Below are 16848 nucleotides of genomic sequence, written 5' to 3' on the forward strand. Positions count from 1 at the left end.
GACTGCAGTGCTCCAGCGTGCGATGCTGGGCGCACTCGCGGCACGAGGAAAGGGCCTGCGCATGGATGAACTCACGGTGGTCGGCGCCGAGGATGGCGCACTGATCGTGGTCTCCTCCGCTGGTGATCGCTTCCGCATCCCCATCACGGAAGGCCTTCACGCGGCGCTGCGCCAGCATCGCCCCTCCGGCGCATCGGCGCATCGCGTCGGGCCGAAGGACATCCAGGCGGCGATCCGGGCAGGGCAGTCGGCGACCGAGGTCGCCGCGGCGACCGGGGAGCCTCTCGAGTACATCGAGCGATTCGAGGGCCCTGTACTGGCCGAGCGCGAGTACGTGATCGCGTCCGCCCGCGGCATCACGGTCGCGGTCGCCGCCGAGGGTGAGACCGGGGCACTGCAGACCTTCGGCGCCGTCATCGACGAGCGGCTGGCCGAGCTCTCTGCGCGGGACGTGCGGTGGACGACGGCGAAGCGCGCGGGTCAGTGGACCCTGGCTGTGAGCTTCGTCGATGACGACGTCGCTCGTGAGGCGCAGTGGACCTTCGACCCGAAGAAGGGGTCGCTCGCCCCCGCCAACCACGAGGCGCACTCCCTCTCGCAGCAGGGAGACGCGCCCGCGAGCGTGGTTCCGCGACTGCGCGCGGTGCCCGCAGACGACCGCGTGACGAGCTCGCGCTTCGATAGTGGTGCCTTCGAGTTCGATGACGACCCGGACGCTGACGAGACGCCGCCCCGCATCGGCGCACCCGACCCGCGATCGTCCGCGCAGAACGACTCCGAGGCACCGATGAACCAGACCGCCGACCTTCTCGAGGCGCTGCGCAAGCGCCGAGGCGAGCGGGAGTCGGCGCACACACCGGACGAGGATCGCGAGTCCGCGCGCGCCGCACACCCCTCCACCGGGTCGATCAGGATCGTCGACATCCCCCTCGACGACCCGCCGGAGGAGACTGCGGCGCCCGTCGAGAGCCCCGCTTCAGCTCAGGCAGAACCCGCAGAGCACTCCGATGCGACCGAAGACGCGGCACCGGAGGCGAGGAAGACCGCCGGGCGGCGCGGCCGGGCCGCGATGCCCAGCTGGGACGAGATCGTCTTCGGGGCACGCCCGGACGACGACCCCGCCTGAACCGCCGCGGCGCGAGGCCGCGCTCGCACCTTCAGGTCGCGAATGCGCCCCAGCGAGCGAGCGGGATGCGCAGCTCTTCGGGAGACAGCGAACCGTGCTGCCCCACCATGGCGAGCGAGCGCGGCGTCGCCAGCCGCTCGTCGTAGTACGCGACGCGCGCGCGAGCAGCGATGAGGACGTCGCCGATCCGCGGGAGCACCCGATCATCGACGAGTCCGCCGAACCATCCGGCGGCGATCGCCTCCTCGCGTGACACGACCCAGGCGCGCGCGCTCTCGGCGGCGCGCCAACGCTCGAGCACCCCGGCCAGCTCGTCCGCAGACTCGACGTGCAGCTGCAGGCATCGCGGCTCCCCTGCGACATGGCGCACTCCGCGCCAGAGCTCGCTCCCCCCGGGTACGACGAGCCTCGCGTGAGGGGGCACGTCGATCATCCCGTGGTCGGCGGTGAGCAGGGCGCCTGTGCCGCGAGGAAGACGTGTCAGAGCATCCAGAGCCGCATCGAGCTGTTCGAGAGCCGAGAGCCACGCGGTCGACTCGGCCCCGGAGGCGTGACCGGCCATGTCGAGCTCGGGCACGTAGGTGTAGACGAGCGTGGGATCAGCGCCGCCCAGCAGGTCGACCGTCGCCTCGACGCGCTCGGCGATCGTCGGCGCGATGACGAACCGCGCGCCGCGCAGAACGGCGTCGGTGAACGCGGTATCCCGGTAGCGGGAGGCGGCCACCACGACGGCATCGATGCCCGCCGCCCGGGCCGACTCGAAGAGCGTCGCGTGCGGCTGCCACTGCAGGGGGTCGAGATCGGCGGGCCACGTGCCGAGCTGCTGCACGACGCCGTCGCGCTGCGGATCTCGGACGGTGTAGCCCACCATGCCGTGCTGGCCCGAGGCGAGGCCCGTCGTGAGCGAGGCGAGCGCGGACGCCGTCGTCGTGGGGAAGCCCGCATCGATCGCTCCCCCGCGGGCGGGTATCGCGGCCAGGAGGCGCCGGGCGTGACCGGCGCGCGCACGCAGCGCCGACATCCCGAGGCCATCGGCGAGCAGCACTGCGGCGGAGCGCACCGCGGGCAGGGCCAGCCGCGAGGGCTGCGCCGAGAGCGAGGCGAGAGCACCCGACAACACGTCGGCGAGTGACGCCGCATCGGAGCGAGGCGCCGGTAGCATGGGCGCCATCCTATGACTCCGCCATCCCCCACCCTTCCGAGCGGGATCGAGCCCCTCCCCGACGGCGAACGCATCGACGACATCGAGCTCGCCGACGAGATGCAGGGCTCGTTCCTCGAGTACGCGTACAGCGTCATCTACTCGCGCGCCCTGCCCGATGCCCGCGACGGGCTCAAGCCCGTGCAGCGGCGCATCCTCTACCAGATGGCCGAGATGGGCCTGCGTCCCGACCGCGGTCATGTGAAGTCGGCGCGCGTCGTCGGCGAGGTCATGGGCAAGCTGCACCCGCACGGCGATACCGCCATCTACGACGCCCTCGTGCGACTCGCGCAGGACTTCACGATGCGCGTGCCCTTCGTCGACGGCCACGGCAACTTCGGCTCCCTCGACGACGGTCCCGCGGCCGCGCGCTACACCGAGGCGCGGCTGCGCGCGGAAGCCCTCGCGATGGTCGACAGCCTCGACGAGGACGTCGTCGACTTCGTGCCCAACTACGACAACCAGCTCACCCAGCCGGCCGTGCTGCCCGCCGCATTCCCCAATCTGCTCGTCAACGGCGCGAGCGGCATCGCCGTCGGCATGGCGACCAACATGGTGCCGCACAACCTCATCGAGGTCTCCGCTGCCGCGCACCACTTGCTCGAAAACCCTGACGCGAGTCTCGACGACCTCATGGCGTTCGTTCCCGGGCCCGACTTGCCGACGGGGGGCACGATCCTCGGCCTCGACGGCGTGCGCGATGCCTACGCCACAGGCCGGGGCAGCTTCAAGACGCGCGCGAAAGTTTCCATCGAACCGGTGACGGCACGCAAGACCGGCATCGTCGTGACCGAGCTGCCCTATCTTGTCGGACCGGAGAAGGTCATCGAGAAGATCAAGGACGGCGTGCAATCGAAGAAGCTCGCCGGCATCAGCGATGTCACCGATCTCACCGACCGGCGCAACGGCATGCGGCTCGTCATCGGCATCAAGACGGGATTCAGCCCCCAGGCCGTGCTCGAGCAGCTCTACCGCTACACCCCGCTCGAGGACGGCTTCTCGATCAACGCCGTCGCCCTCGTCGACGGGTCGCCGAAGACACTCGGGCTCAAGGAGCTCCTGCAGGTCTACGTCGACCACCGCATCGAGGTCGTCACGCGGCGCAGCCGCTACCGGCTCGACCGGCGACGCGAGCGCCTGCACCTCGTGGAGGGCCTGCTCATCGCGATCCTCGACATCGACGAGGTCATCCAGGTCATCCGCTCGTCCGACGACGCCGACACCGCCCGCACGCGCCTCATGGAGGTGTTCGACCTCTCGCAGGTGCAGAGCGAGTACATCCTGGAGCTGCGGCTGCGGCGCCTCACCAAGTTCAGCCGCATCGAGCTCGAAGCCGAGCGCGACCAGCTGCGCGCCGAGATCGCCGAGCTCGAGTCGCTGCTCGCCGACCCCGCCCGCGTGCGTGCGGTCGTGGGCGAGGAGCTCGACGCGACCGCCGAGCGCTTCGGCACGCCCCGGCGTACGATGCTCACCGAGGCCGCCCCCTCGGTCGCAACGCCCCGCGGGCGCGCCGCCGCGCCCGCGCTCGAGATCGAGGATTCCCCCTGTCGCGTACTGCTCTCGACCACGGGGCGCGCGGTGCGCGTCGAGCTCAGCGATGGAGCCGTCCTCACGCGCCCGACGCGTCGCAGCAAGCACGACGCACTGCTGAGCGCGGTGGAGTCGACGACGCGCGGTGAGCTCATCGCCGTCACGAACCGAGGTCGCTTCGTGCGCTTCACCCCCGTCGACCTGCCGAGCGTGCCCCCGAATTCGGTGCAGCTCGCCGCGGGGGCGAAGCTGCGGGATTACGTGGGGCTCACCGATGCGAAGGAACGCGTCGTCGCGATTGCAGACCCCGCCCACTCCGCACCGCTCGCGCTCGGCACGCGAGACGGCATCGTCAAGCGACTCTCCCCCGGCTCGCTTCCCAGTCGTCCCGAGGGTGAGGTCATCGCCCTCAAGCCCGGCGATCAGATCGTGGGCGCCGCGCCCGCCGATGACGCCGCCGAACTCGTGTTCGTCTCCTCGGCCGCGCAGCTGCTGCACTTCGGCGCCTCGAACGTGCGGCCCCAGGGCGCCTCCGCGGGCGGCATGACGGGCATGAAGCTCGGCGACGGCGCGCGCGTGCTGTTCTTCGGTGCGATCGACCCCGCCGAGGCGCAGGTCGTCACCATCAGCGGATCCACCCAGACCATCGACGGCACCGACCCGGGCCGCGCCAAGGTCTCGACCTTCGCCGAGTTCCCCGGCAAGGGTCGCGCCACCGGTGGCGTGCGCTGCCACGCCTTCCTCAAGGGTGAGGATGCCCTGCACCTCGCCTGGGTCGGCACCGACCCGCTCGCCGTAGGGTCCGACGGCAGCCAGCGCGCCCTGCCCGAGGGCGGCTCGCGCCGGGACGGCTCGGGCACCCCGCTCGACGCGGTCATCGGCTCGATCGGCTCCCCCGCCTCCTAGCCCCGCGGCAGGGTCGACGGTCTGACTCGAGCCGAGCATCCCGATCTCCACAATTCAGGAGTCGCGCGCGTAGGGCGCGCCTCAGCATGCCGTCTCGGGCGTGTCGCAGCGCTTCGTGACCGCGGTCTCCTGAATTGTGGAGGTCCCGCGCGCGCGGGGCACACGGGGCCTGGATGCCCGGCTCGGGCCGAGCGCGCCGCGGGTACTCGCGGTTAGACGTCGATGCGGTCGCGGTCGAGACCCTGCCCGGCGATGATGAAGTCCTTGCGCGGGGCCACCTCGTTGCCCATGAGCAGCTCGAACATGCGCGAGGCCGCCTCGGCGTCGGTCACGCGCACGCGGCGCAGTGTGCGGTGGGCCCGGCTCATGGTCGTGTCGGCGAGCTGATCGGCATCCATCTCGCCGAGGCCCTTGTAGCGCTGGATCGGATCCTGGTAGCGCTTGCCGGCCTTCTTGAGAGCCGCGAGCACGCCGTCGAGCTCCTTCTCGCTGTAGGTGTAGACCGTCTCATTCGGCTTGGAGCCGGGGTTCATGACGACGACGCGGTGCAGCGGGGGCACGGCCGAGAAGACCCGCCCCTCGTCGATCATGGGCCGCATGTAGCGGAAGAAGAGCGTGAGCAGGAGGGTGCGGATGTGGGCGCCGTCGACGTCGGCGTCGGCCATGATGATGACTTTGCCGTAGCGCGCCGAGGCGAGGTCGAAGGTGCGGCCCGATCCCGCGCCGATGACCTGGATGATCGACGCGCACTCGGCGTTGGAGAGCATGTCACTCACCGAGGCCTTCTGCACGTTGAGGATCTTGCCGCGAATCGGCAGCAGCGCCTGGAACTCGCTGTCGCGACCGAGCTTCGCAGTACCGAGCGCGCTGTCGCCCTCAACGATGAACAGCTCGCTCTGCTCGACGTCGCTCGAGCGGCAGTCGACGAGCTTCGCCGGCAGCGACGAGTTCTCGAGCGCGTTCTTGCGACGCTGGGTCTCCTTGTGCGCTCGAGCCGAGATGCGGCTCTTCATCTCGGAGACGACCTTCTCGAGCACGAGGCCCGTCTGGGCCTTGTCGTCTCGCTTGCTCGAGCGGAAGCGCTCCGCGAGCGACTCGGTGACGACCTTCGCAACGATCGCGCGCGCAGCGGGAGTGCCGAGCACCTCCTTGGTCTGACCCTCGAACTGCGGTTCGGGAATCCGGACGGTGAGAACCGCCGTCAGGCCGGCGAGGATGTCGTCCTTCTCGAGCTTGTCGTTGCCCGCCTTGAGGCGGCGCGCGTTCTTCTCGACCTCGGCCCGCAGGAACTTCAGCAGGCCCTGCTCGAAGCCGAGCTGGTGGCTGCCGCCCTTGGGCGTCGCGATGATGTTGACGAAGCTGCGGAAGGTCGTGTCGTAGCCCGTACCCCAGCGCAACGCGATGTCGACGACGCACTCGCGCTCGAGCTCGGTCGGCGTCATGTGCCCCATCGAGTCGAGCACGGGCACCGTCTCGGTGAAGGTGCCGCTGCCGGTGATGCGCCAGGTGTCGGTGAGCGCAGCATCCGGAGCGAGGTAGTCGGCGTACTCGCTGATGCCTCCCGAGAAGTGGAAGGACTCGGTGACCGGCTCCTCCGGGCGCTCGTCGCGCACGGTGAGCGTGATGCCGGGCACGAGGAACGCCGTCTGCCGCACGCGCGACATGAGCTCCTCGGTCAGGAAGTCGGCGCCCTTCGTGAAGATCTGCGGGTCGGCCCAGTAGCGGATGCGCGTGCCGGTCACGCTCTTCGCGACCTTGCCCGCCACGCGCAGCTCGCTGCCGGAGACGAAGGGGCTGAACGGGGCGTCGGGGCGCGGCCCATCCGGCCCGTCGTCGAACACGCCCGGCTCGCCGCGGTGGAACGACATCGCCCACGTCTTGCCGTCACGATCGACCTCGACGTCGAGCCGCTCCGAGAGCGCGTTGACGACGGAGGCACCCACCCCGTGCAGGCCACCGGATGCGGCGTACGATCCCCCGCCGAACTTGCCGCCGGCGTGCAGCTTGGTGAAGACGACCTCGACGCCGCTCAGCCCCGTGCGCGGCTCGATGTCGACGGGGATGCCGCGCGCCTTGTCGCGCACCTCCACGCTGCCGTCAGGGTGCAGCACGAGGTCGATCGTCGACCCGTGGCCGCCGAGCGCCTCGTCGACCGAGTTGTCGATGATCTCCCACAGGCAGTGCATGAGACCGCGGGAGTCGGTGGAGCCGATGTACATGCCCGGGCGCTTGCGGACCGCTTCGAGGCCCTCGAGCACGGAGAGATGACGAGCGGAGTAGTCGGAACTGGCCACGGATAGCGCCTCGCGAGATCGTTGCTGGAAACACGGTCGGTCGAGCAGGACTGCCGCGACCGCCGTCAGCCTATTCGGCACACCCTGGGCGGGCCCGTCGCCACACCGCTCGAGCGCACGCCCGACCCCTTGCGTCTTCGCGTTCAGCGAAATGGGAGCGCATTGTCACGAGGTGCAGGCATGCGTGTGGTGCAATGGAGCATCGACCGACTCGAGGATCGTCCGAGCAACCGAGCGATCCGATGAGAAACGACTCGACTTGATGAGGGAAGGCACGAGGCACACCATGACGCAGATCACCACCGAGAGCCCGAACCTCGCGTCGACCGCACCCCTGACGGGGCTCGACCGCTGCGATAGCTGCGGGGCGCAGGCGTACGTGCGCGTGACCCTGGCGACGGGAGAGCTGCTGTTCTGCGCTCACCACGCCTCGCGCTTCAAGGAGAAGCTCGTCGGCTCCGCCCTGGCCTGGCACGACGAGTCGAGCCGGCTGCACGACGAGAACGACGCCTGAGTGGCGGCATCCCTCGGGATGGCGCGCCGTGCGCGCTACCTGGCGGCGAGGGCGCGGGCGGTGCGATCCAGCAAGCTCGCGACACTCTCGGAACAACTCTCCCGCAGTACAGGGCGCGCTCGTCCGATCATCGCGCTCGACATGCTGTGGTGCGCGGTTCGGCACGAGGCGGCCTTCCAGGACTACTTCGACTGGGACTTCCACGCGCTGAACCGGCGCGAGCGGCGCACGTTCATGACGCACCCGAAGTCGAACCACCTCGCGCAGAAGCTCAACGCGGTCGAACACCGACGGCAGTTCAGCGACAAGTCGCTCTTCAACGCCCGCTTCGCCGACTACATCGGCCGGGCGTGGCTCGACCTGCGAACGGCGAGCGATGACGCGCTCGAGGCGTTCCTCCGATCTCACGACCGCGTCATGGCGAAGGTTCCCGACAGCCTGGGCGGCGATGGCGTGGAGTCCTTCGAGTCGGCTGCCGCCCTCTCCGACCCCGCGGAGTTTCGCCGAGCACGCCTCGAGCGGCGTCAGTTCCTCCTCGAGGAGTTCCTGACGCAGGACCCTGAGATGGCCCGGCTCTGCCCCACGAGCGTCAACACGCTGCGGATCGTGACCTTCCGCGACGGCGACGAGGTGCGCACTCTCGTGCGGGTGCTCAAGATGGGCAACGGCGGCGACGTCGACAACTTCAGCGGCGGCGGCATGTACACGATCCTCGACGACGAGGGCGTCGCCCGGCACCCCGCGTTCGACGAGTTCGGCGGGGTCTTCAGCGTGCATCCCCTCACGGGGGCCTCGATCCTCGGCTTCCAGGTTCCCCAGTGGGAGGCTGTCGGGCGGCTTGCCGACTCCCTCGCGCGCGAGGTGCCGGAGATCCCCTACGTCGGCTGGGACATCGCGATCACGCCGGAGGGGCCCGTCGTCGTGGAGGGCAACTACAACACGGGCGTCTTCCAACTCAAGCCGACTGCGACAGGCGTGCGCACGGGCCTGCTGCCGGTGTACCGCGAGGCGATCGGCTTCTAGGCCGACGCGCTGCTACTCGGCCTCGACGAGACGGACGACGCCGAGGGGCGTGCTCTGGTGCCCCTGACCCAGGGGGTTGTCGGCGAGGATGCTCACGAGACGCCGCTCCCCTGCCATGTCGAGGGTCGATCCGAGAATGTTGCCGCCGAAGTCGTTGATGTCGACGACGGCGACATCCACCGCCGCGACGCTCGCGAGCGCCGCCTGCAGGTCGCGGGCGACCTGGCGGGGCTTCTCCGGCACGAGCACGACCTGCGTGTTGTAGGGAGGGATCGTGCCCGAGGTGGGGCCGTCGATGCCGCGCGCCTTGGGCCCCGCGATGCGGTAGAAGTCTCCCCGCCGACCGACGGCCTTCGTGATGGCGGCGACGCCAGCGGCGAAGACGATGCGCGGCGTGCCGCACTCGCGCAGGGCCATCTCCATGGTCTCGGGGATACCGAGGCCGATGCCGTGCGAGGTCTTCGTCACGCGGCGCGAGAGCCACCGAGCAAGGGGGCGCGCCTCGATGGCGTCGACTGCATAGGAACGACCCTGCGAGATGGCCACAATCTTCTCGGTGACGAAGAGAAGGTCGCCCGGCTCGATCACCGGGCTCGCATAGCGCGTGACGACATCGATGATGTCGTCCTCCGTCGTCACGACGTGCGTCTTGATCGGGATGCGCCGCACGCGCTGCCCGGCGACGTCGACGTCGAGCGCCTTGCCCTCGTTGGGTTCCCCTGACATGGAGTGGAGCTTCCTATTCGAGGTAGTCGCGCAGAGCCTGCGAGCGCGAGGGGTGGCGCAGCTTCGCCATGGTCTTGGACTCTATCTGGCGAATGCGCTCGCGCGTCACGCCGAAGGTATCCCCTATCTGGTCGAGCGTCTTCGGCATGCCGTCGCCGAGCCCGAAGCGCATGCGGATGACTCCGGCCTCGCGCTCCGAGAGGGAGTCGAGGAGGCTCTCGAGCTGCTTCTGCAGCATGGTGAAACCCACGGCGTCGGCCGGCACGACCGCCTCGGTGTCCTCGATGAGGTCACCGAACTCGCTGTCGCCATCCTCACCGAGCGGTGTGTGCAGCGAGATCGGCTCGCGGCCGTACTTCTGCACCTCGATGACCTTCTCGGGAGTCATGTCGAGCTCTCGGCTCAACTCCTCCGGGGTGGGTTCCCGGCCGAGATCCTGCAGCATCTGGCGCTGAACCCGCGCGAGCTTGTTGATGACCTCGACCATGTGGACGGGGATGCGGATAGTGCGTGCCTGGTCGGCCATCGCGCGCGTGATCGCCTGGCGGATCCACCACGTCGCATAGGTCGAGAACTTGAAGCCCTTGGTGTAGTCGAACTTCTCGACGGCGCGGATGAGGCCCAGGTTGCCCTCCTGGATGAGATCCAGGAACTGCATGCCGCGGCCGGTGTAGCGCTTGGCGAGGGAGACGACGAGGCGGAGGTTGGCGCCCAGCAGGTGGTTCTTGGCCCGCTGGCCGTCCCGCGCGACCCAGGCGAGGTCGCGCCCCGCCGTCGTCCGCTTCTCCTTCTCCGTCATGGAGGAGAGCTTCTCCTCGGCGAAGAGACCGGCCTCGATGCGCATCGCGAGCTCGACCTCCTCTGCAGCGTTGAGGAGGGGAACCTTGCCGATCTGCTTGAGGTAGTCCTTGACGGGGTCTGCGGTGGCACCTGTGATGGTCGTCGAGTAGACCGGCACCTCGTCGTCCTCCGTGTTGCTAAGCACGATCGCGCCGGTCGGCAGGGGACCCGCGGCGGCCTTGTCGCCGTCGTCGTCCGCGCCGTCGTCGGCGTCCTCCGCGCTCTCGGGAGCATCCGTGGCGTCTGTCACGACAGCCGTCGATGTCTCATCCTCGTCGTCATCCGAGCTCGCCGAGGAGCCCGCGGCCGACGACGCCTTCTTGGCGCGCGAAGGCTTGGTGGTCGACGTGCCGGCCGCCTTCGACGCGGCAGGCTTCTCGGCGGCCGCGGATGCGGTCTTGGTCGTGGGCGTCTTGCTCGCAGTGGACTTGCTCGCGGTGGACTTGGCCTGGGGCTTCTTAGCAGAGGTCTTCGTGGCAGAGGTCTTCGTCGCGGTCGACTTCGTGGCGGTGCTCGAGGGAGCGGCAGTCTTCTGGGCCGGTGCCTTCTGGGCCGGTGCCTTCTTCGCAGGCGCCTTCGTGGCGGCAGCCTTCGTCGCGGTGGTCGTCGTCTTCGCGTCGTCAGACGACGAGGCGGCCTTCTTCTTCGCGGGCGTGGTGGTTGTTCGGGTAGCCATGGGCCCCTTCTTTCCGCGTTCTCCGGGCAGTACAACGACCCATGTCAAGTCGCGAACTGCTCGAGAAGCTCAGGGCTTCTGGATGATTCGTCGACCGACTGGGTCGTGAGGACTCATTATTGCACGCGCCGGGGCCCGACCCGACCACCGGGCGCTCAGCCGCGCCCGTGGCCGCGACGCCGGCGCCAGTTCGCGACGAGTGCCGTCCACAGCGGGGCGACCGCGATTCCCTCCTCTTCGACGAGCCTGCGCCGCGTCCGTCGCCGCGCCACGATCAGTCCCACGACGGCGAGCCCGATGACCGGGCACTGCAGGGCGAACGCGACGCGCCAGTTCTGCCAGGCGTACAGCTCGGCCGGGGTCGTGCCGCCGCTCACGGCGTCGAGGGCGAGCCCGACCACGAGCACGAGCACGACGGTCGTCACGAACCCTCCGACGTTCACGAAGCCCGTGGCGGCGCCGTGACTCGCCGAAGGATTGAAGGTGCGCGCGAAGTCGAAGCCGATCAGCGAGCCGGGGCCCCCCACGGCAAGAATCGTGAGGAAGACGACGACCGCGGGCAGAGACGGCGGGTCGCCCGGCAGCAGCAGCGCCGCCCAGGCGATCGCGGTGATGGTGACGATGCCGAGCACGATGCTCGACCGGCGCAACGGGTATCGCGCCGAGAGCAGTCCGATCACGGGCCCCGTAAGGGCCCCCGCGACGACGATGAGACCCAGAAGCGCGCCGGTGAGTTCGCGGCTGTAGCCGAGCCCGACCGAGAGGAACGGGTAACCCCACAGGAGCACGAACATCGTGGGCGACGACTGTGTGACCGCATGCGCCCAGAAGCCCAACCGTGTGCCCGGCCTGCGCAGGGCCTCCTTGAGACGGGCGAGCGCGATGCGCAGTGTGAGCGCGCGTTCGTCCACATGGTCGGTCGGCGCGTCGCGCACCGCCGCGACCACGAGCAGGCAGGCGAGGAGCGAGAGCGAGGCCACCGAGAGGAAGGCGGTGGTCCAGCCGGCGACCCCGAGGAGACCTGCGAAGGGGATGGCCGAGAGCAACTGGCCCGACTGCCCGAGGGTTCCGACCCACTGCTGCAGCTGTGGGAGCCGGCGCGGTGAGAACCAGGCGCCGAGCAGGCGGAGCACAGAGAGGAAGGTCATCGCATCGCCGGCACCGACGAGCACGCGGCCGACGATCGCTACCCCCAGCTCGCTGGCGAGCCCCACTGCGGCTTGCCCGAGCGCCATCGACAGAGCCCCCGCCGCGATGAGCACACGCGGGCCGAAACGATCGATGAGCACGCCGACCGGAATCTGGAGGGATGCGTAGACACCGAGCTGTAGGACGGCGAGAGAGGAGAGGGCGGTCGCGTCGATCGAGAACCGGGTCGTGGCGTCGACGCCCACGACCCCCAGGGAGGTGCGCTGGAGGATCGCGACGACGTAGGCGACGCACGCGATGGCGAGGACGACGATCGCGCGGCGGGAATCCACACCGACAGCCTAGGGTCGGCGAATCATGCCCTCGTTCGGCGCGAGCGCGTCAGCGGTCGCTGCGGTCGTCGTCGCTGCCGCGACGGAATGCGAGGAACTTCTCGAGCTCGGCCGCGATGGAGTCGGCGGTCGGCAGTTCGCCGTCCTCGTCCATGAGCGGCGACCGCAGCGGGTTGTCCTCCATGTAGCTGTCGTGGCGCTCCTCGAGCGTGCCGACCATGCGCGCGAGCTCGGCGTTGCCCTCCACCTGCCCCTCGATCTTGGCGAGGAACTCGCGCCCGTCCTCCCGCAGCTGATCGGTCGGGAAGAGAAGGCCGGTGGCGGCCGTGATGCTCTCGAGCGCCGTCACCGCTGCCGAGGGGAACTCGGTGTCAGCCAGGTAGTGCGGCACGAGGAGGACGAACCCGGCGAGCGGGTGGTCGCTCTCGGTGAGCCGGTACTCGAGCAGGTGCAGGGCGTTGCCGGGCACCTGCGTGCGCGGGCGCCACACCGAGAGGGTCTCGATGAGATCCTCCCGATTGCCGCTGACCGTCACGCCGATGGGCCGGGTGTGCGGCACGGGCATGGGGATCGCGTGCACCCAGGTCGTCGACGCGATCCCGTAGCGCGCGATGAGCTGCTCGACCGCCTGCGTGAACCGCTCCCACTGGAAGTCGGGCTCGTAGCCGGTGAGGAGGAGGAAGGGCGAGCCGACATCGTCCTGTGCCAGCCGCAGGGCGAGCGAGGGCTTGCGAAACTCGGTCAGCCGGGTCTCGTCGAAGAACAGCACGGGGCGCCTGGCGCGATAGTCGAGTAGCTCGTCGTTGTCGAACACGACGACGTCCCGATGACTCAGCTCGTCGACGAGGTACTCGGAGACTTGACCCACGGCACCGCCGGCGTCCGCGAAGCCGGTGAGCCCCACGACAAGTGGCAGCCCGGCAGGCACCTCGTCCTCCCGCAGGATGACGGTGTAGAGCTCGTCCGGCGATCGCATGCCTCCATGGTAGGGCGGCGCCCTGAACGCCCGGCACCAGGGGCGAGCGCCCTGAGCGAACACCCCGTCCGCCGCGTCCAGGCGAGGCCCGGCGGCGTCGATACCATGGCCGGATGCCCTCCCCCACGCTCTCCACGACCGACCTCTCCCCCGCCGACCTCGACGCCGACGTGCTCGTGGTGGGGGTGCACGCCACCGCCGACGGCCCCCGCCTCGCGGGCGAGTCGCCCCTCGGCGATGCGACTCTGAGCACGGAGGATCTGACCGCGGTCGGAGTCACGGGTGCCGTGGACACGACACAGCGCCTCGCCTCTCCGGAGGGTGTCTCGGCCCGCAGCGTGCTGCTCGTCGGGCTCGGCACCACCGCCGCCACCGCCGACTCTCTGCGGTCCGCCGCCGGCTCGGCCGCGCGCGCCGCGAGCGATGCCGCCCGTCTCGCGTTCGCCCTGCCCACCGAGACCCTCGACGACGCCCAGGCGGTGCTCGAGGGTGCTGCTCTCGGCGGATACAAGTACGTCGCCCGAACGGCGGCGCCCCTCGCGTCGGCCCTCACCGAGGTCACGGTCGTCACGAGCGTTCCGGGAGCGCACGAGGCCGCCGAGCGCGCCGCCATCACCTCGGAGGCCGTGACGATCGTGCGTGATCTCGTCAACCAGCCGCCGAACGACCTCTACCCGGCGAGCTTCGTGGAGCGCGCCCGTGAGCTCACCGCCGGTCTCGACCTCGAGCTCGAGGAATGGGGCGTCGACGAGCTGCGCGAGGGGGGCTACGGCGGCATCCTCGGCGTCGGGCAGGGCTCGTCCCGGCCCCCGAGACTGCTCGCGGTGCGCTATCGCGCCGGTGAGGATGCCCCGCACCTCGCCCTCGTCGGCAAGGGCATCACCTTCGACTCGGGCGGACTGTCGCTCAAGCCGGCCGCCTCGATGGTGGGCATGAAGTACGACATGACGGGGGCCGCGACGGTGCTCGCCACGATCATCGCCGCCGCACGCCTCGGCGTGCCCCTGCGCATGACTGCCTGGCTGTGCCTCGCCGAGAACCTTCCGTCGTCGACGGCGATCCGCCCGAACGACGTGCTCACGATGCGGGGAGGCAAGACCGTCGAGGTGCTCAACACCGATGCGGAGGGTCGTCTCGTGCTCGCTGACGGCATCGTGCGCGCGAGCGAGGAGCACCCCGACGCCATCATCGACGTCGCGACGCTCACGGGCGCCGCCCGTGTCGCCCTCGGGGAGCGCTACGCGGGAGTCATGGGTGACGACACGCTCATCGAGCGCGTCCAGCGCGCCGCGAGCGCGACGGGCGAGCTCGTCTGGCCCATGCCGCTGCCGACGGAGCTGCGGCCGCTCCTCGCGACCGAGGTTGCCGACATCGCCAACGCGAAACCGGGCAACACGGCCGCGGGCATGCTCCTGGCGGGGGTGTTCCTGCGCGAGTTCGTCGGTCGCGCGAGTGACGAGGAGGGTGCGCCGGTCATCCCGTGGGCCCACCTCGACATCGCGGGCGCCGCCAACAACGGCTCCGGCGCCTACGGCTACACGCCCAAGGGGCCGTCGGGCGTAGCCGTGCGTCTGCTGATCGCGCTCGCAGAGTCCTACGCCGCCAAGTAGTAGGCTCGACACCCGGGCGCGACAGTTGCGCCCGCAGCCTCGGGCCGGCGCTCGACACTCTTTCGTCGGCCCCCGCACGAGAATCCTGATCATTGAGGGAGTACCTGCCGGTGTCGGACCAGAATTTTGACCTTGTCGTCCTCGGAGCCGGAAGCGGAGGCTACGCCGCCGCGCTGCGCGCCAGCCAGCTCGGCATGAGCGTCGGCCTCATCGAGAAGAACAAGGTGGGCGGCACGTGCCTGCACGTCGGATGCATTCCGACCAAGGCGCTGCTGCACGCGGCCGAGATTGCCGACGCGGCGCGAGACTCGGAGACATTCGGCGTGAAGGCCACCCTCGAGGGCATCGACATTCCGGGCGTCACGAAGTACCGCGAATCGATCGTGTCGAGCAAGCACAGGGGCCTCCAGGGCCTGATCAAGGCGCGCGGCATCACGACCATCGAGGGCGAGGGTCGACTGACCTCCCCCACCACGGTGCAGGTCGGCGACGACACGATCACGGGCAAGAACGTCATCCTCGCGACCGGCTCCTACTCCCGCACGCTGCCCGGCCTCGAGATCGGCGGGCGCGTCATCACCTCCGAGCAGGCCCTGCAGCTCGACCACGTGCCGAAGAAGGTCGCCGTCCTCGGCGGCGGCGTCATCGGTGTCGAGTTCTCGAGCGTGTGGCGCTCGTTCGGCGCCGAGGTGCACATCATCGAGGCGCTGCCGCACCTCGTGCCGATGGAGGACGAGGCGATCTCCAAGCTCTTCGAGCGCGCCTACCGCAAGCGCGGCATCGAGTTCACGCTCGGCAAGCGATTCCAGGGTGTGACGCAGGATGACAACGGCGTCGTCGTGACCCTCGACGACGGCACGACGATCGAGGCAGACATCCTGCTCGTGGCCGTCGGTCGCGGCCCCTCGACGGCAGGCCTCGGCTTCGAGGAGGTCGGCGTCGAGATGGATCGCGGCTTCGTGCTCACCAACGAGCGACTCGAGACGAGCATCCCGGGCCTGTACGCGGTCGGCGACATCGTTCCGGGGCTGCAGCTCGCGCACCGCGGCTTCCAGCACGGCATCTTCGTGGCGGAGGAGCTCGCAGGGCTGGGGCCCGTCGTGATCGACGACGTCACCGTGCCCAAGGTCACGTACAGCGAGCCCGAGGTCGCCTCCGTCGGCCTCACCGAGGCGAAGGCCAAGGAGGTGCACGGGGACGACGCCATCGCGAGCTACGACTACAACCTGGCCGGGAACGGCAAGAGCCACATTCTCGAGACCTCGGGCATCATCAAGGTCATCCGCGTCAAGGACGGCCCCGTCGTCGGCGTGCACATGATCGGCGCCCGCGTGGGCGAGCAGATCGGCGAGGCGCAGCTCATCGTCAACTGGGACGCGTACCCCGAAGACATTGCGCCGCTGCTGCACGCGCACCCCACGCAGAACGAGGCCCTCGGCGAGGCGTTCCTCGCCCTCGCGGGCAAGCCGCTGCACAGCGCCTGATCCGCAGACCGGTCACTAGGCTAGAGACACTCAAGGCTTCGAAGGAGCAACTACTGATGAGCGAATCCGTCAACCTCCCGGCGCTCGGCGAGAGCGTCACCGAGGGCACGGTCACCCGATGGTTGAAGAATGTGGGAGACCGCGTCGAGGTCGACGAGCCCCTGCTCGAGGTCTCGACCGACAAGGTCGACACCGAGATCCCGTCCCCCATCGCGGGCGTGGTCGAAGAGATCCTCGTCGCCGAGGATGAGACCGTCGAGGTCGGCACGGCGCTCGTGCGCATCGGTGACGGCGAGGGGGGCGGCTCCGCTCCCGCCGAGTCGGCGCCCGCCGCATCCGCTCCCGCGGAGCCCTCCGCCCCGGCGGAGCCCAGCGCGCCGGCCGAGCCCAGCGCGCCGGCCGAGCCCAGCGCGCCGGCCGAGCCCAGCGCACCCGCGGAGCCCAGCGCACCCGCGGAGCCG

13 protein-coding genes are annotated in these 16848 nt (G+C 69.9%); 7 read left to right on the forward strand and 6 right to left on the reverse strand.

Going from position 1 to position 16848, the window contains the following annotated elements; translation table 11 throughout:
- Positions 1-61: 61 nt before the first annotated feature.
- Positions 62-1126 carry a septation protein SepH gene (gene sepH / locus FK219_RS02055; RefSeq protein ID WP_165638010.1) on the forward strand — a complete coding sequence of 355 codons (1065 nt, stop codon included), beginning with the start codon at positions 62-64 and terminating at the stop codon, positions 1124-1126.
- A 31-nt stretch (positions 1127-1157) separates the two neighbouring features.
- Here the strand turns inward: sepH and FK219_RS02060 are convergent, their stop codons facing one another.
- Positions 1158-2288: an alkaline phosphatase family protein gene (locus tag FK219_RS02060; RefSeq protein ID WP_152582932.1), complete on the reverse strand. Its 1131-nt coding sequence runs from the start codon at positions 2286-2288 to the stop codon at positions 1158-1160.
- Positions 2289-2300: 12 nt separating this feature from the next.
- Here FK219_RS02060 and FK219_RS02065 point away from each other — a divergent pair, with 12 nt between their 5' ends.
- Positions 2301-4763 (forward strand): DNA gyrase/topoisomerase IV subunit A, encoded by a 2463-nt coding sequence (locus tag FK219_RS02065; RefSeq protein WP_152582933.1) that lies wholly within the window; start codon positions 2301-2303, stop codon positions 4761-4763.
- A gap of 212 nt (positions 4764-4975) precedes the next feature.
- On the opposite strand, the gene FK219_RS02070 is transcribed toward FK219_RS02065, so the two are convergent.
- Positions 4976-7057, reverse strand: a complete 2082-nt coding sequence (locus tag FK219_RS02070) for a DNA gyrase/topoisomerase IV subunit B (RefSeq protein ID WP_152582934.1) — start codon at positions 7055-7057, stop codon at positions 4976-4978.
- Between the two features lie 286 nt (positions 7058-7343).
- Here FK219_RS02070 and FK219_RS02075 point away from each other — a divergent pair, with 286 nt between their 5' ends.
- Both FK219_RS02075 and FK219_RS02080 read left to right on the forward strand, forming a co-directional pair.
- Entirely contained in the window at positions 7344-7571 is a 228-nt protein-coding gene (locus tag FK219_RS02075) for a DUF7455 domain-containing protein (RefSeq protein ID WP_152582935.1), read from the forward strand.
- Positions 7572-8594 carry a sugar-transfer associated ATP-grasp domain-containing protein gene (locus FK219_RS02080; protein ID WP_328821568.1) on the forward strand — a complete coding sequence of 341 codons (1023 nt, stop codon included), beginning with the start codon at positions 7572-7574 and terminating at the stop codon, positions 8592-8594. It begins immediately after the preceding gene.
- 12 nt (positions 8595-8606) lie between these two features.
- On the opposite strand, the gene FK219_RS02085 is transcribed toward FK219_RS02080, so the two are convergent.
- From FK219_RS02085 to FK219_RS02100, 4 genes are all read right to left on the reverse strand, one after another.
- Complete coding sequence (locus tag FK219_RS02085; RefSeq protein WP_152582936.1) at positions 8607-9320, reverse strand: coenzyme F420-0:L-glutamate ligase; 714 nt, start codon at positions 9318-9320, stop codon at positions 8607-8609.
- A 13-nt stretch (positions 9321-9333) separates the two neighbouring features.
- A complete protein-coding gene (locus FK219_RS02090; RefSeq protein ID WP_152582937.1) occupies positions 9334-10836 on the reverse strand; it encodes an RNA polymerase sigma factor in 1503 nt (500 codons plus the stop codon).
- Between the two features lie 155 nt (positions 10837-10991).
- Positions 10992-12317: an MFS transporter gene (locus tag FK219_RS02095; RefSeq protein WP_152582938.1), complete on the reverse strand. Its 1326-nt coding sequence runs from the start codon at positions 12315-12317 to the stop codon at positions 10992-10994.
- 49 nt (positions 12318-12366) lie between these two features.
- Positions 12367-13293, reverse strand: coding sequence for a proteasome assembly chaperone family protein (locus tag FK219_RS02100; RefSeq protein ID WP_152582939.1), 927 nt, complete (start codon positions 13291-13293; stop codon positions 12367-12369).
- A gap of 113 nt (positions 13294-13406) precedes the next feature.
- Here FK219_RS02100 and FK219_RS02105 point away from each other — a divergent pair, with 113 nt between their 5' ends.
- The 3 genes from FK219_RS02105 to FK219_RS02115 form a co-directional block, all read left to right on the forward strand.
- Positions 13407-14903, forward strand: coding sequence for a leucyl aminopeptidase (locus FK219_RS02105; RefSeq protein WP_152582940.1), 1497 nt, complete (start codon positions 13407-13409; stop codon positions 14901-14903).
- Between the two features lie 110 nt (positions 14904-15013).
- Complete coding sequence (gene lpdA, locus FK219_RS02110) at positions 15014-16387, forward strand: dihydrolipoyl dehydrogenase (RefSeq protein ID WP_152582962.1); 1374 nt, start codon at positions 15014-15016, stop codon at positions 16385-16387.
- A gap of 56 nt (positions 16388-16443) precedes the next feature.
- On the forward strand, positions 16444-16848 hold a 405-nt coding region (locus FK219_RS02115; RefSeq protein ID WP_328821569.1), incomplete at its 3' end, for a biotin/lipoyl-containing protein.

This window comes from Microcella pacifica (assembly GCF_009371975.2).
GTDB lineage: Bacteria > Actinomycetota > Actinomycetes > Actinomycetales > Microbacteriaceae > Microcella > Microcella pacifica.